This window comes from Sphingomonas sp. LaA6.9 (genome assembly GCF_022601895.1).
Classification (GTDB): Bacteria; Pseudomonadota; Alphaproteobacteria; order Sphingomonadales; family Sphingomonadaceae; genus Sphingobium_A.
In genome coordinates this window covers 37,937-50,695 of the sequence record NZ_JAKVIO010000031.1, presented here as the reverse complement: position 1 = coordinate 50,695, position 12,759 = coordinate 37,937, and the positions used below count along the sequence as shown (strand labels likewise).

The 12,759-nt window shown below is 64.2% G+C and carries 18 protein-coding genes; 9 read left to right on the top strand and 9 right to left on the bottom strand.

Going from position 1 to position 12,759, the window contains the following annotated elements; translation table 11 throughout:
* Window positions 1-596, bottom strand: a 596-nt coding sequence (gene hisB, locus MKI88_RS15160; RefSeq protein WP_241632232.1) for an imidazoleglycerol-phosphate dehydratase HisB, incomplete at its 3' end; no start/stop codon positions are given.
* 76 nt (window positions 597-672) lie between these two features.
* On the opposite strand from hisB, the gene MKI88_RS15155 reads away from it, so the two are divergent.
* The 4 genes from MKI88_RS15155 (at window position 673) to MKI88_RS15140 (ending at window position 3,485) form a co-directional block, all read left to right on the top strand.
* Complete coding sequence (locus MKI88_RS15155) at window positions 673-1,155, top strand: SspB family protein (RefSeq protein ID WP_241632231.1); 483 nt, start codon at window positions 673-675, stop codon at window positions 1,153-1,155.
* 83 nt (window positions 1,156-1,238) lie between these two features.
* Complete coding sequence (gene fumC, locus MKI88_RS15150) at window positions 1,239-2,630, top strand: class II fumarate hydratase (RefSeq protein WP_241632230.1); 1,392 nt, start codon at window positions 1,239-1,241, stop codon at window positions 2,628-2,630.
* A gap of 25 nt (window positions 2,631-2,655) precedes the next feature.
* Window positions 2,656-2,844 (top strand): hypothetical protein, encoded by a 189-nt coding sequence (locus MKI88_RS15145; protein WP_241632229.1) that lies wholly within the window; start codon window positions 2,656-2,658, stop codon window positions 2,842-2,844.
* 89 nt (window positions 2,845-2,933) lie between these two features.
* Window positions 2,934-3,485 carry a hypothetical protein gene (locus tag MKI88_RS15140; protein ID WP_241632228.1) on the top strand — a complete coding sequence of 184 codons (552 nt, stop codon included), beginning with the start codon at window positions 2,934-2,936 and terminating at the stop codon, window positions 3,483-3,485.
* Window positions 3,486-3,491: 6 nt separating this feature from the next.
* On the opposite strand, the gene MKI88_RS15135 is transcribed toward MKI88_RS15140, so the two are convergent.
* On the bottom strand, window positions 3,492-4,454 hold the full coding sequence (locus MKI88_RS15135; protein WP_241632227.1) for a cation diffusion facilitator family transporter: 963 nt from the start codon (window positions 4,452-4,454) through the stop codon (window positions 3,492-3,494).
* A 48-nt stretch (window positions 4,455-4,502) separates the two neighbouring features.
* Entirely contained in the window at window positions 4,503-5,537 is a 1,035-nt protein-coding gene (locus MKI88_RS15130; RefSeq protein ID WP_241632226.1) for an LD-carboxypeptidase, read from the bottom strand.
* 70 nt (window positions 5,538-5,607) lie between these two features.
* On the opposite strand from MKI88_RS15130, the gene MKI88_RS15125 reads away from it, so the two are divergent.
* Window positions 5,608-5,835: a hypothetical protein gene (locus MKI88_RS15125; protein WP_241632225.1), complete on the top strand. Its 228-nt coding sequence runs from the start codon at window positions 5,608-5,610 to the stop codon at window positions 5,833-5,835.
* 3 nt (window positions 5,836-5,838) lie between these two features.
* On the opposite strand, the gene MKI88_RS15120 is transcribed toward MKI88_RS15125, so the two are convergent.
* The gene (locus MKI88_RS15120) at window positions 5,839-6,372 is read right to left on the bottom strand and encodes a DUF2585 domain-containing protein (RefSeq protein ID WP_281063745.1); all 534 of its coding nucleotides are present in this window, start codon (window positions 6,370-6,372) and stop codon (window positions 5,839-5,841) included.
* Between the two features lie 41 nt (window positions 6,373-6,413).
* Entirely contained in the window at window positions 6,414-6,959 is a 546-nt protein-coding gene (locus tag MKI88_RS15115; protein WP_241632224.1) for a DUF1697 domain-containing protein, read from the bottom strand.
* A gap of 45 nt (window positions 6,960-7,004) precedes the next feature.
* On the opposite strand from MKI88_RS15115, the gene gmk reads away from it, so the two are divergent.
* The 3 genes from gmk to MKI88_RS15100 all read left to right on the top strand — a co-directional run bounded on the left by gmk (window position 7,005) and on the right by MKI88_RS15100 (window position 8,521).
* Window positions 7,005-7,655 carry a guanylate kinase gene (gmk, locus tag MKI88_RS15110; RefSeq protein WP_241632223.1) on the top strand — a complete coding sequence of 217 codons (651 nt, stop codon included), beginning with the start codon at window positions 7,005-7,007 and terminating at the stop codon, window positions 7,653-7,655.
* A gap of 84 nt (window positions 7,656-7,739) precedes the next feature.
* A complete protein-coding gene (locus MKI88_RS15105; RefSeq protein WP_241632222.1) occupies window positions 7,740-8,294 on the top strand; it encodes a hypothetical protein in 555 nt (184 codons plus the stop codon).
* 5 nt (window positions 8,295-8,299) lie between these two features.
* Window positions 8,300-8,521, top strand: a complete 222-nt coding sequence (locus tag MKI88_RS15100; RefSeq protein WP_241632221.1) for a hypothetical protein — start codon at window positions 8,300-8,302, stop codon at window positions 8,519-8,521.
* Between the two features lie 7 nt (window positions 8,522-8,528).
* Here the strand turns inward: MKI88_RS15100 and MKI88_RS15095 are convergent, their stop codons facing one another.
* Window positions 8,529-9,170 carry an extensin family protein gene (locus tag MKI88_RS15095; protein WP_241632220.1) on the bottom strand — a complete coding sequence of 214 codons (642 nt, stop codon included), beginning with the start codon at window positions 9,168-9,170 and terminating at the stop codon, window positions 8,529-8,531.
* 98 nt (window positions 9,171-9,268) lie between these two features.
* A complete protein-coding gene (locus tag MKI88_RS15090) occupies window positions 9,269-10,045 on the bottom strand; it encodes an NUDIX domain-containing protein (protein ID WP_241632219.1) in 777 nt (258 codons plus the stop codon).
* Window positions 10,046-10,102: 57 nt separating this feature from the next.
* Here MKI88_RS15090 and MKI88_RS15085 point away from each other — a divergent pair, with 57 nt between their 5' ends.
* Window positions 10,103-10,699 carry a DUF4126 domain-containing protein gene (locus MKI88_RS15085; RefSeq protein ID WP_241632235.1) on the top strand — a complete coding sequence of 199 codons (597 nt, stop codon included), beginning with the start codon at window positions 10,103-10,105 and terminating at the stop codon, window positions 10,697-10,699.
* Window positions 10,700-11,063: 364 nt separating this feature from the next.
* On the opposite strand, the gene MKI88_RS15080 is transcribed toward MKI88_RS15085, so the two are convergent.
* The gene (locus MKI88_RS15080; protein ID WP_241632218.1) at window positions 11,064-12,392 is read right to left on the bottom strand and encodes a type II toxin-antitoxin system HipA family toxin; all 1,329 of its coding nucleotides are present in this window, start codon (window positions 12,390-12,392) and stop codon (window positions 11,064-11,066) included.
* A complete protein-coding gene (locus MKI88_RS15075) occupies window positions 12,392-12,643 on the bottom strand; it encodes a helix-turn-helix domain-containing protein (protein ID WP_241632217.1) in 252 nt (83 codons plus the stop codon). The genes MKI88_RS15080 and MKI88_RS15075 overlap by 1 nt, the downstream gene beginning before the upstream one ends.
* Window positions 12,644-12,759: the final 116 nt, after the last annotated feature.

The window sequence follows — 12,759 nt, the reverse complement described above, 5'->3', positions numbered from 1 at the left end:
CAGCCACCGCCCAGCGTTCCCTTCGTCGAGGGAATCGAATCGGCCTTGCGCGGATCGATCTCGACGGCCTGGCGCAGCGCGCGCGCAAGCGCCTTGAAGCTGCTTTCGACGATATGGTGATTGTTGCGCCCGTAAAGGCATTCGAGATGCAGCGTGATTCCCGCCGCCCCCGCAAAGCTGTGGAACCAGTGCTCGAACAGCTCCGTGTCCATCTCGCCGAGGCGCGGCTGGCTGAATTCGGCCTTCCAGACGAGGAAGGGGCGGCCCGAAATATCGATCGCGCAGCGGGTGAGCGTCTCGTCCATCGGCGCATAGGCGGTGCCGTAGCGCGTGATTCCGCGCCGGTCGCCCAGCGCTTGCGAAATCGCCTCGCCGATCGCGATTCCCGCGTCCTCGGTGGTGTGGTGCTGGTCGATGTGCAGGTCGCCCACCGCCTTGACGCGCAGATCGATCAGCGAATGGCGCGAGAGCTGCTCAAGCATATGATCGAGAAAGCCGATTCCCGTCGACACTTCGTAGAACCCGGTTCCGTCCAGGTTCAGTGCGACCTCGATCGAGGTCTCTTTGGTTTCGCGGCGGATGGTGGCTGTGCGCATGATCCGCCCCCATAAGCGTGCTTCGCCGATGGCGCAATCTCTTGACCGGGCGAGCGTCAGCGTTCACCAAGGCGCCATGAGCGACGATACGCCCGACAGCCTGATTCCCTATGACGAGATCGTCCAGGAGGCGCTCCGCGCCGTGGTCGGCCGCGTGCTCGGAGAGGTCGAGCACACGGGCGGACTTCCCGGCGAGCATCATTTCTACATCACTTTCAAGACAGCTGCGCCGGGTGTCGATATCCCGAAGCACCTGACCGAACGCTTCCCCGACGAGATGACGATCGTGCTCCAGAACAAGTTCTGGGATCTGAAGGTGGGTGAGGACGGCTTCGAGGTGGGTCTGAGCTTCAACCAGGTGCCCGCCAGGCTCGTTATCCCCTTCGCGGCGGTGACGGGCTTCGTCGATCCCGCGGTCAATTTCGCGCTCCAGTTCCAGGCGCAGGGCGATGATGCCGAGCCGGAACCGCATGACGAGCCCGGCAATGACCGCCCGACGGCCGAACCGATCGAGGACGGTTCCAACGTCGTCGCAGTCGATTTCAGCCGCAAGAAATAATCGCGTTCAGCGCCGGGCGGCGCTGGAAACTCCCTGCCATCCCACATAGATACCGGTCTGCACTGGCATGACGGGAGTGTGAGATGGCCGATACCCGCACCGAGACCGACAGCATCGGCCCGATAGAGGTTCCCGCTGCCGCCTATTGGGGCGCCCAGACGCAGCGCTCGATCGAGAACTTCCCCTTTGGTCCCGAGGAACGCATGCCGATCGGCATCGTCCATGCGCTTGCGTTCGTGAAGCAGGCCGCGGCGCGCGTGAATCGCGCGCATGGCCTTCCCGCCGAAATCGCCGACGCCATCGAGGCCGCCGCCGCCGAGGTCGTTTCGGGCAAGCTCGACGACCAGTTTCCGCTCGTCATCTGGCAGACGGGTTCGGGCACCCAGTCCAACATGAACGTCAACGAGGTGATCGCGGGCCGCGCCAACGAGATGCTGGCGGGCACGCGGGGCGGCAAATCGCCCGTCCACCCCAATGACCATGTCAATATGGGCCAGTCGTCCAACGACAGCTTCCCGACCGCGCTCCATATCGCAGCGGCGCGCGCGGCGACCGATCGACTGTTCCCGGCGCTCGAGCGGTTGCGCAGCGCGCTCGATGCAAAGGCCAGTGCGTGGGACGACATCGTCAAGATCGGCCGCACGCACCTGCAGGACGCGACGCCGCTGACGCTGGGCCAGGAGTTTTCGGGCTATGCCAACCAGCTTTACCGCTGCCGCAATCGGATCGAGCCCGCGGTAAAGCATGGCATGTGCCAGCTGGCGCAAGGGGGGACCGCGGTCGGGACCGGGCTGAATGCGCCTGCGGGCTTCGGCGCTGCGATCGCGGTAGAGCTGGCGAAGCTCACGGGACTGCCCTTCTTCACCGCAGAAAACAAGTTCGAGGCGCTCGCCTCGAACGACCCGATCGTTCATCTGTCGGGGACGCTCAATGTGCTTGGCGTAGCGCTCACCAAGGTCGCCAATGATATCCGCCTGCTCGGTTCGGGCCCGCGCTCGGGCATCGGCGAACTCATCCTGCCCGCCAACGAACCGGGCAGCTCGATCATGCCCGGCAAGGTCAACCCCACCCAGTGCGAGATGTTGACGATGGTCGCGGCACAGGTGATCGGCAATCACCAGGCGATCACCGTCGGCGGGCTTCAGGGGCATCTGGAACTCAACGTCTTCAAGCCGATGATCGGCGCCAATGTGCTGCGCTCGATCGAGTTGCTGGCGACGGGGATGGAGAGCTTTGCGGCACGCACCATCGACGGGCTCGAGCCCGATCGTCGACGGATCGCCGAACTGGTCGACCGCTCCTTGATGCTCGTCACCGCGCTCGCGCCCGAGATCGGCTATGACAGTGCCGCGAAGATCGCCAAGCACGCGCACGAGCACGGCCTGTCGCTCAAGGAGGCGGGGCTTGCGCTCGGACTGGTTGATGCCGAAACTTTCGATCGCGTCGTGCGCCCGGAATCGATGCTCGGGCGTTGAGCCACTGGAAACAGGAGATAAAGAGATGATCGGCAAGATAATCGGCGCGCTGGTGGGTGGCGAGATCGAGCGGCGCGAAGGCGGGCGCGGGCTAAAGGGCGCGGTGCTCGGTGCTGCGGCCGCGGGCGGGATGCGGCGGCTCGGGCCGCTCGGCCTTGCGCTCGGCGGCGCCTATGTCGCCAAGAAGATGCTCGACCGCCGCCGCGCGCGCTGAACGCTTAGGGGCGGACTCTTCCCCGTTGACGGCCGTCGCCCGAAAGGGCCGGTGGGTTTCGCTGTGATCAACCAGCTGGAGGACGCGTGATGAATCATACCCCTCTTATCGGTCTTGCTCTCGCGCTGAGCCTTGCTGCGTGCAGCAAGCAGCCCGCGGACAACGCCGCTGTCGCAGCGGCGAACGACGCGGTGGCCGGGGCCAATGCGGCCGAAGCTGCGGCTGCCAATGCGGTCGACGCCTCCAATGTCGCGACACCCGTAGATGTCAGTAGCTGGGCTGCGCTCGATTCGGCGGTGGGCAAATATCCGCGCGACCTGAAACTATGGGACAATAGCGTGCTGGTCGCGCCGATGAAGGCGCTGCTCAAGGACGATTATGACGATTTCGTCGAGCGCGTGCAGGTGTCGGGGCCCTTGAGCAAGGAAGGCGGCGTGTTCTTCGTGACGGGCAACAAGCCGCATGAGGGGGGCTCCGACGCCGCCTATATGCTTGCCGATCCCGCGACCCAGCGGATTGAGGTCGGGATCTGGGACGACGGCAAGCTCAAGGCGTTCAACAGCCCCGGTGCGCTGCTCACGCGCCCGAGGGATGTGCGCACGATGATCGGCAATATGCGCAGCGCCTCCGGGACCAGCTGATCCGCCTCAGGCGCAGCCTGCGCCCTCCATGCGGCAGGGAGCCTCGCTTCCGGTCTCGATCTGCAGCGTGACGTGGTGGATGCGGAACTTCTGTTCGAGTCGCCTCCGCACATCCTCGAGGAAGGCGTCGCCCGGATGCCCGCCGGGCATGATGAGGTGTGCGGTCAGCGCGATATCGGTGGTGCTCATCGGCCAGATGTGGAGGTCATGCACCTTCCTCACCCCCGGGGAGATCAGCAGCTCGACCTCGACCTTGTCGCGGTCGATATTGCTCGGCACGCCCGCGAGCGACATCGCGACCGAGTCATTGAGCAGCCCCCATGTGCTCCAGAAGATCACCGCGGCGATGAGCAGACTCACCAGCGGGTCGATCCACAGCGCACCAGTCCACAGGATCAGCAGTCCCGCGATCACCACCCCCGTCGAAACCCCCGCATCCGCCGCCATGTGGAGATAGGCGCCGCGGATGTTGAGGTCGTGGTCGCGCCCGCGCATGAACAGCATCGCGGTGCCCGCATTGACCGCGATCCCGATCAGCGCGACGATGATGACCGTGCCGCCATGAACGGGCTGGGGATTTGCGAAACGCTGCACGGCCTCGAGCGCGATCGCGCCGATCGCGACGAGCAGGAACAGCGCGTTGAGCATCGCCGCCAATATCGTCGAACCGCGCAGCCCGTAAGTGAAGCGTCGCGACGGGGGGCGCTTGGCGAGCGTCGCGCCGCCCCACGCAACGACCAGCCCGAGCACATCGGACATGTTGTGCCCCGCGTCCGCAAGCAGCGCCATCGAGCCCGTCAGGAATCCCGCGCCGGCCTCGACCATCACGAACAGCAGGTTGAGCGTGATCCCGATCGCGAAGGCGCGTCCGAAATCGGCGGGCGCGTGCGAATGGCCGTGGCTGTGCCCATGCGCATGGCCGTGATCGCGGTGATGGTCGTGCGCGTGATCCGCGTGGTTATGTGCCATGATTGCGAGAGCTTAGCGCGGTCCTGTCGGGATATGCTAGCACATGCTTCAGGCGACGACGGGCTCGAGGATGCGGATCGTTCCCGCCTCCGCGTCGATCTCGGCGCGCGCGCCCACGGGAATGCTGAACTGGTTGGCGATGTGGCCGATCATCGCGCCCTGAAATGCCGGCACGCCCAGCGGCGCCAGATGATGATTGAGCACTTCGGACAAGGTGAAGCCGCCATAGGAGGGGCCCTTGGCGCGGCAATCGGTGCACTGGCCGAACACGACGCCCGCCACGCGGCCGAGCACACCCGCCAGCGCAAGCTGGGTCAGCATCCGGTCGATGCGGTACTCGGCCTCGTCGACATCCTCGAGGAACAGGATCGCGCCATCGAAATCGGGCAGATAGGGGGTCCCCATCAATGCCGCGAGCACGGTCAGGTTGCCGCCGAGGAGCTGGCCGGCCGCCTTGCCCGGACGGAAGGTGCGGATGAGCCCGCTGCGCGGCACGAGGCGGTCCTCGGTCGCTTCGGGATTGCGATAAATGGGGGTCTCGCCCGCGAAGACGAGGCTGCGGAACCAGTCCCATGACTGTTTGCCCCAGGAGCTTGCAGCGTTCGGGCCATGGATGGTCGTGAAGCCCGCGCGCGCGGCAAAGGCCAGATGGAGCGCGGTGATGTCGCTGAACCCCACCAGCAGCTTCGGATTGGCGCGGATGAGGTTGAAGTCGAGCAGGGGCAGGATGCGTGCGCATCCCCATCCGCCGCGTACCGCGAAGACCGCACGCACGCTGTCGTCGGCATACATCGCGTTGACGTCGGCGGCGCGCTCGGCGTCGGTACCGGCCAGATAGCCATGACGCCCCGCCAGATGCCTGGCGGGCTTGGGAACCAGTCCCATCGCGGTCACCGCATCCGTGACCAATGCGAGGTCGAACGCGTCGTCGGTAAAGCCCGCCGGCTCGATCAGGCCGACTGTATCGCCCTGTCGCAGTCGCGGGGGCCTGCGCACAGGCTGTGCGGAAGCCGGGGACAATGGCAGGGCAAGCGCAGCAACCGTTGCGGCCAGACCGTGGATGGCGGTTCGTCTGTCGAGCATTCTGAGCGACATAACCGAACGCGATCGGCCGTTGCAAATCTGCGCGTTCGGCGCGACAGCGTGGACGATCATGACAGCCAGCGACCTTCAGGACCTTCTCGTCACCATGCTGACGCGCGAAGCGGGCAACCGCCGGCGCTGGCGCAGCGTCGTCGGCGCCGTGCGCGTCTACAGCGTCGCGACGCATCCGCACTGCAACTGGTCGGTCACGCCGACGGGCAGTGCCGCAGAAAATGCACGCGTCGAGCAGGCGCTGGATAGTGTGCGGATCAATCACCCGATCGTCACCGCCGGCTGAAGCTCAGCCACCGCCTTGCCAGATCCTGATCGCGTCGATCGGCCACGCAAGCATCAACACGTTGAGCGTCAGGTTATCGCGCACCGCCCATAGCGCGAGCAACTCGAAGCCGATCGCGAGTGCTGCCGTAACCCAGATCGGGGCGCGCCGGGCAAAGGCGAAACCGAGCGCCATCCAGGCGACGTCGGCGACCGAATTGATCACGCTGTCGCCCGTATAGCCCAGTGCAATCGTCGCCTCGCGGTAACGATCGATGATGATGGGCGAATTCTCGAGCACCTCCCACGCCGCCTCGATCACCACCGCAAGGATCAGCCGCTCGCCCGGCGGGCGCGATCGCAGCACGAGCCAGCCGAACGCGTAGAAGAGGAAGCCGTGGATGATGTGGCTGGGCGTGTACCAGTCGGCGATATGCTGGCTGTTGCCCGCATCGAGCGCGCCGTGCCACAGCTCGACATGGCCGCACGTACAGATGGGCGAGCGTCCCGCCCACAACAGCACGCCCGCCATTACGGCGAGGACAAGCGCGACGACCAGCCAGTCGCGCGGGCGGATGTCTGCGATCGAAGGGCGGGCGCTCACCAGCGCGCCTCGATCATTTCCTGAAGCCTTAGCACGGTGTTCCAGTTGCGCGCCGTGACGGGCGATCCCGCAGCCTTATCGATAAAGCCGGGAGTGAGCTTCGACCGCGCGACGCCGCTTGCGCCAAAGTCGATCCACAGCGCCCCGCACGCTTCTTCGATCCGTTCGCCATCGGCCGCCCGCTGGCGCAGCGCTTCCACCGCGTCTGGCCTGAGCGCATCGCGCGACAGCGCCAGATGCACCAGTTTGGGGAGCGCGGCAGGATCGTCGGCAAAAGGGTTCGCGTCCCGATAGGTCGTCCAGTCGCTTGCGGCGCGGACGATCAGATCAACCGCAAAGCCGAAGCGCGCCGCAATCGCCTTTTCCAGCGCGGTGGCGACGGCTTTCGCGCTTTCGTCGGCATCAATCAGCAGATTGCCGCTCGCGATATAGGTTTCGGGGCGTTCATAGCCCAGCTCGCTACAGAGCTCTCGCAGCTCTGCCATGGGAAGCTGACGCTTGCCGACATTGATCGCCCTCAGCAGCACCACGAAGTCGGCCATGCATCCCCCGATTGACGCCGCCCATTTCAGACGTCACTAGCGGGCATGGCCGATCCGATCCAGTCCGACCCGCACGGTTTCAAGCGTCGCGGGGTCCTCTTCGTTCTCTCCTCGCCCTCGGGAGCGGGAAAATCGACGATCGCGCGCAAGCTCCTCGCGTCGGACGACACGCTCGCCATGTCGGTTTCGGCGACGACGCGTCCGATCCGCCCCGGCGAGCAGGATGGCGTCGACTATCACTTCGTCGACCTGCCCGAGTTCAAGCGCATGGTCTCGGATCACGAGTTCCTCGAATGGGCGCATGTCTTCGATCACCGTTACGGCACGCCAAAGGCACAGGTCGACACGATCCTTGCCTCGGGCCGCGACGTTCTGTTCGACATCGACTGGCAGGGCGCGCAGCAGCTCTATCAGCTTGCCGGCGGGGACGTCGTGCGCGTGTTCATCCTGCCGCCGTCGATGGAGGAACTTGAACGCCGCTTGCGCGGTCGTCAGACCGATACGAACGAGGTGATCGAACGGCGCATGGCGCGCGCGGCGAGCGAGATCGCGCACTGGGATGGCTATGACTATGTGCTCGTCAACGACGATGCCGAAAGCTGCTTCCAGAAGGTGAAGACGATCCTTGAGGCGGAGCGCTTGAAGCGCAGCCGCCAGACCGGGCTGATCGGCTTTATCCGCAAACTCCAGAACTGACCGCGCCGAGATCGCCCGTCGCGGTTTTGCTTGCAAGATGATGGCGCTGGGCTAGGCTTTCCCTCCCGGAACAGGGAGGACGCCATGCCCAGAATGCTGATCGGCGCGCTTGCGGCTGCCGTCGCCATGTTCATCACTGGCTTCATCTTTTTTGCATCGCCCCTGAGCCTGATCGCCTTTCGCACGGTTGACGATACGCGCAGCGCAAGCGTGCAGGCGGCGCTGGCGCAGAATATCCCCGCCACAGGCACCTATGTCGTCCCCAATCCAGGCACGCGCGCGGGCACGGTGCTCTATGGCAAGGGGCCGGTGGCGACGGTCCATTACAATGCCATGGGATTCCCCGTCGCGAGCACGAGCGCGGTCGTCTCGGGTTTCATCCATGAGTCGATCGTCGCGCTGATCCTCGGCTTTGCGCTGCTCGGCATTTCGGGGCGCGTTACCGACTTCGCCTCGCGTGGGCGGATCGTCGTGCTGTTCTCCGTGGCGGCGTCGGGGCTCATCCATCTCGGCGCGCCGATCTGGATGCGCTTCGACTGGACCTATGCGATCTACAGCTTCGTCGCCGATGCCGCGATGCTCATCGTCGGCGGGCTCGTGATCGCGCGCTGGTTCCTTCCCAAAGCCCCACAGGTCTGATCCGGATGCTCAACATCATATCGTTGCTGATTGGCGTAGTTGCGCTCGTTCTCGCCATTCCCGCCTTCATCCCGCTGCTCGGCTGGGCAAACTGGTTCATCATTCCGCTCGCGGTCATCGGCCTCGGCATCGGCGTGCTTTCGAAGAGCAATGCGGGACGCAATCTCAACATCGTGGTGATCGTGATCGGGGTGATCCGCCTGATGCTCGGCGGCGGTATCTTCTGACAGCCGATCAGCGGCAGCTGCGCCAGCCGAGCACGCCGCGCCGTGACTGATCGAAGTGGAAATGATCGGCGTGCGCGGCATTATAGTCGGGCGACAGCACCGTTGCGAACAGATCGCACGCGCCGTCGCGCGCCGCGCGGAGAAACTGCGCCTTGCGACCGTCACCCGCCCAGTCGCGCCGCACGTCGATCCGGGTTCCGTCGGCAAGCCTGAACCCGCCGATATCGAGCGCATTGGCACTGGCATGTTCGCTCCACGGCCGGTCCTCGCCGCCGGCAATGCGGCGACAATTATAGCTGCCGAGATGATCGATCTCTTCGACGCGCTGGCCGAAAATCCTCTGGGCGGCAGGTTGCACCACATGCCATTCCCAAAGCGCCAGCCCGGCCGCGACGGGGCAGGTTATCGCCGGGCTTCGCGGGCGAAACAGGATTGTGCGTGCACCGCCGTCGGGCCTCAGCGCATTCTCGACCCGGCACTCGCCCCCGGGGTCGATCACGGGCATGTCCTCATGCTCGATGCCCGCCTCACCCAGCAATAGCCGACAATGCTGCGGGTCATCACCCAGCGCCGCAAGCTTGCGTCCGGTAAAGGCGCCGACCGGCGCCGACAGGTCGATCGCGGTCCAGGGCAGGTCCTGCGGGCGCATTCGCGAGAGCACCCAAACCGCGAAAGCCAGCAAGAGGCACGCCAGTATGAGGGCCCAGCCCCGGTACCGCCGTGGCGATCGCGGCCTGTTACGCGCCATCAGCCGCGGCGGACTTCGGCCATCGGCTGAAAGGTGACGGGATAGCCGAGGTCATCGGGGATGCAGAGCATCGTCACACCGTTGCGTTCCTCGACCCAGGGCTGGATCAGCCGCACGGGCGTCGCCTCGGCGTGATCGCGCGCGGCCTCGAAATCGGCGAACTGCGCGAGGCGTTCGAGATTGCGTCGCGTCGGGAAGATGATCCGCGCCTCACCCCTCTCGGCCATATCGAGCACCGTCTGCGCCGCCGCCCAGAACAGCCGGACATTTTCGGTGGCATCGACGCGTGCTTCGGGCGCGTCGGCGGGCAGCCTTGCGACGTAGAATCGCGTGTCGAAGCTGCGCGTTTCGCGAAAATTGGGGCACCAGCGCGCAAAGGGCACCAGCATGTCGAGATCGAGTCGCCAGCCGCCCTCGCGCAGTGCTGCCGCGAAGTCTCCGCCCGCATGGATCGTTGCGCGCAGCGCATCGATGGCGGACGCGTCGGGCAAGGGATCCAGCCCGACCGCAACGCCGCTTTCCTCGATCGTTTCCCGGATCGCGGCGACGCGCGCCGCGGCGTCGTCCGGGTCAATCACCTCCCTGGCCCCGACGAGAGCATTGTCGCCTGCGATGGCATGATCCCCCGGATCGATCTTGCCGCCCGGAAAGACCAGCGCCCCCGCCGCAAACGCCATGCCCTCGGCGCGCTCCACGATCAGAAGCTCGGGCGCTTTGCCCTGGAGTTCGCGGAACAGGACCAGCGTGGCAGCAGGAATGGGGGCAGGGGCATTCATGCCCCAGAGCTAGTCCGATGATTGCGCATTGGAAAGAGGCGTGGCAGCGTGGCGGCGATGGGCGTGGTCGAGCTTCTGGGCGTCGCCGCCAGCGTAAGCCTGCTTTCGGGCTGGCGTCTCTATCTCTGCGTCTTCGCGACCGGGCTCGCGATGCGGACAGGATGGGTCGAACTGCCACAGCATCTCGCCGGACTTGCGGTGCTCGCCAATCCCTGGGTGCTTGGCATTGCCGGGATCGGGCTCATCGCCGAGTTTTTTGCGGACAAGATCCTCTGGCTCGATTCGATCTGGGACGCGGTGCATACGCTCGTGCGTCCCGTGGGTGGCGCGCTTCTCGCGATGGCGATCGTCGACGCGCAGGATCCCGCGTGGCAGGTCATCAGCTTCCTGCTCGGCGGTGGTGCCGCGCTGCTGACGCATGGCGCGAAGGCAGGAACGCGCGCGGTGGTCAACGCCAGTCCCGAACCGTTCAGCAATGTCGCAGTTTCGACGGGCGAGGACGTCGCGACCACCGGGCTGCTCTATCTCGCGCTCACCAACCCGATTGCGGCGATCATCATCGCTGTGATTCTGGCAATCGGCGCGGTGATCGCGATCATCCTGCTTCGCCGCATGCTGCGCCGTCTTTTCGGAGGTTCCAAGGCACCGGCCTGAAATCCGCGTGGCGATACGGTGCGTGTGTGGCGCTGAGGGTTATGGCTGGGAAGATGGTGCCGGGGACGGAATCGAACTGAAATTTTATCTATTTGATATCAGATCGTTAATCGAGATACCCTCAGCGCCAGATACCGTTCGATATACCGCCCATAAGCTTTGGTGAGGCGGTTAGATTCCAGGACGAGGGCCGTTTGTTGGTCTGATATAGTTTTTTCCAATATAGAATTCCGCCCTCCGTTCCAAGAATGTTTACACGTCTGCATCTGCCGTCGAACCCGGCGCGATCGACATCAAATTGAGCACGATTCGATCGGAATGCGACTCGATCGATCGCGCCTGGTTCAGCCGATCCGGAACGGCTTCAGAGCTCGGCCAAGGCGAGCTCAAGTTGGCGTAGACGAGCATGAATGGCGGTGACGACGCTGTCGTGAATGCCGGTCTCGAATCCTTCGGGCATCGACGACAGCGCATGATCCGGCGCCATTGCGGCATCGCGGATGATCTCGGTCACCACCTTGGTGATGACGGTAGGACCGATGCCGGCCTCCTTCGCGGTTTCGATGAAGTGGCGACCGGTTATGTTGAGGATCTGATATTTGCGGCTGGCCCCTGCCGACATGGCGAGCTTGTACTTGTTGTGCGGTATCTGGCGCGCATCGAATACGGGCTGCGCCGACAGCACGTCATAAAATGGCGTCAACTCGTACCGTCCACCGGGGCGTATGAAGATGCTGAAGTTCTTGGCATGGCCATCCGTAGCGCCGATCAACCAGAACAGGATCTGGCTTTTGAGGAATGCGGCCCGGTCCTCGAGCGGATTGTCGCCACCGCCGAGCAGTTTCAGAATGCCGACCGCGCTCGGCCCCCCATGGCTTTGGTATTTCTGCGCTGACGGAATACCGAGCGCCTGGCAGCAATCTTCTTGAGGCAAGCGGAGGAGCTGTGCTTCGTTTCGCCATCGTCGGTCGAACCGCTCGACGACCAGCACCTTTCGCGCACCGAAAGTTGCGATCTCGGTCCGCGCGACCGGGAGACCAAACGCTTCCATGAGCTTGAGGCAATAGTGTTCGTTCTCGACGCTATTCGCCATGTCGATCATGCCGAACGCAGTTGGGATCTCTCCAAGCTGCGGCTTGAGAATATGCGTGGTTGGCGTTGTTCCAACTGGGCGCAGCCACTGTCCCTCATGAAAGAGCAGCGCGGTTTTCTCCTGTACGCCCGCCACCGAAATTCGGAACTCATGCTCGATATCGATACCGAGCGGCGCTCGTGTGAGATTTTCGAGCAACCGTTCGATCTCGGCCTCGCTGATTGGTTCGCCCGCGATGGGGGCAAGTCCATCGATCTCCACTCCGTCGGGCAAGAACTGCATCGCGCCGACGCAATCACGACCGATGCGTTCGAGCAGGCTGAAGGAGTCGCTTCCCTGTGCTCCCGTTCGCTCGGCGACCCGTCGCCGTACGGTTGGGCTGTCGGGCAGCAGATTGTCAAAGACAGCGAAAACGGTTTCGCCAGCATAGGCGGTTTCGCGCATGGGGAGGGACAGGGAAATCGGGAACCCGTGCTCCCATGCGAGCCAGGTCTCGGCATACTGAAACGCAATGGCGCCGCTGGCTTCCTTCAGCAACCGCCCCGCCAAGCGGTTGTTGACGAGCACATTGAGCGGTGCGTGCGCCTTGCGACGGCCCATCAGAAGATATCCTCGATGTCCTGTGCAGAGCTGCGCGACCTATGGTCTATCGTCATCTCGAGATTGAGGGCTGCGAACAGCGCGTAGATCGAGGACAGGCGGGTGCCGTCCTGGCCGGTTTCGATCTTGGAGACCATTTCCTGGCGCAGGCCCGCCAGATGCGCCAAGTCGGTCTGGCTCATGCCGCGCTGCTTGCGGACGCGCTGGATGACAGAGCCAAGTTGTTTTGGTGATCGCGCGATGTGGTGCATGGCTATTCTCCAAACGCTTTATGCGCTATGGAGCATAAGATGGCAATATGCTTATTATCGCATAATGTTGTTTTATGCGTAAAAAGACATAACTCGACTCTATGCTAAAAATCGCA

Bases quoted from the DNA above. Each gene is read 5' to 3' on its own strand.
- MKI88_RS15155 (WP_241632231.1), top strand. From the start codon at position 673: ATGAGCGACGATACGCCCGACAGCCTGATTCCCTATGACGAGATCGTC.
- fumC (WP_241632230.1), top strand. From the start codon at position 1,239: ATGGCCGATACCCGCACCGAGACCGACAGCATCGGCCCGATAGAGGTT.
- MKI88_RS15145 (WP_241632229.1), top strand. From the start codon at position 2,656: ATGATCGGCAAGATAATCGGCGCGCTGGTGGGTGGCGAGATCGAGCGG.
- MKI88_RS15140 (WP_241632228.1), top strand. From the start codon at position 2,934: ATGAATCATACCCCTCTTATCGGTCTTGCTCTCGCGCTGAGCCTTGCT.
- MKI88_RS15135 (WP_241632227.1), bottom strand. From the start codon at position 4,454: ATGGCACATAACCACGCGGATCACGCGCACGACCATCACCGCGATCAC.
- MKI88_RS15130 (WP_241632226.1), bottom strand. From the start codon at position 5,537: ATGCTCGACAGACGAACCGCCATCCACGGTCTGGCCGCAACGGTTGCT.
- MKI88_RS15125 (WP_241632225.1), top strand. From the start codon at position 5,608: ATGACAGCCAGCGACCTTCAGGACCTTCTCGTCACCATGCTGACGCGC.
- MKI88_RS15115 (WP_241632224.1), bottom strand. From the start codon at position 6,959: ATGGCCGACTTCGTGGTGCTGCTGAGGGCGATCAATGTCGGCAAGCGT.
- gmk (WP_241632223.1), top strand. From the start codon at position 7,005: ATGGCCGATCCGATCCAGTCCGACCCGCACGGTTTCAAGCGTCGCGGG.
- MKI88_RS15105 (WP_241632222.1), top strand. From the start codon at position 7,740: ATGCCCAGAATGCTGATCGGCGCGCTTGCGGCTGCCGTCGCCATGTTC.
- MKI88_RS15100 (WP_241632221.1), top strand. From the start codon at position 8,300: ATGCTCAACATCATATCGTTGCTGATTGGCGTAGTTGCGCTCGTTCTC.
- MKI88_RS15095 (WP_241632220.1), bottom strand. From the start codon at position 9,170: ATGCGCCCGCAGGACCTGCCCTGGACCGCGATCGACCTGTCGGCGCCG.
- MKI88_RS15090 (WP_241632219.1), bottom strand. From the start codon at position 10,045: ATGAATGCCCCTGCCCCCATTCCTGCTGCCACGCTGGTCCTGTTCCGC.
- MKI88_RS15085 (WP_241632235.1), top strand. From the start codon at position 10,103: ATGGGCGTGGTCGAGCTTCTGGGCGTCGCCGCCAGCGTAAGCCTGCTT.
- MKI88_RS15080 (WP_241632218.1), bottom strand. From the start codon at position 12,392: ATGGGCCGTCGCAAGGCGCACGCACCGCTCAATGTGCTCGTCAACAAC.
- MKI88_RS15075 (WP_241632217.1), bottom strand. From the start codon at position 12,643: ATGCACCACATCGCGCGATCACCAAAACAACTTGGCTCTGTCATCCAG.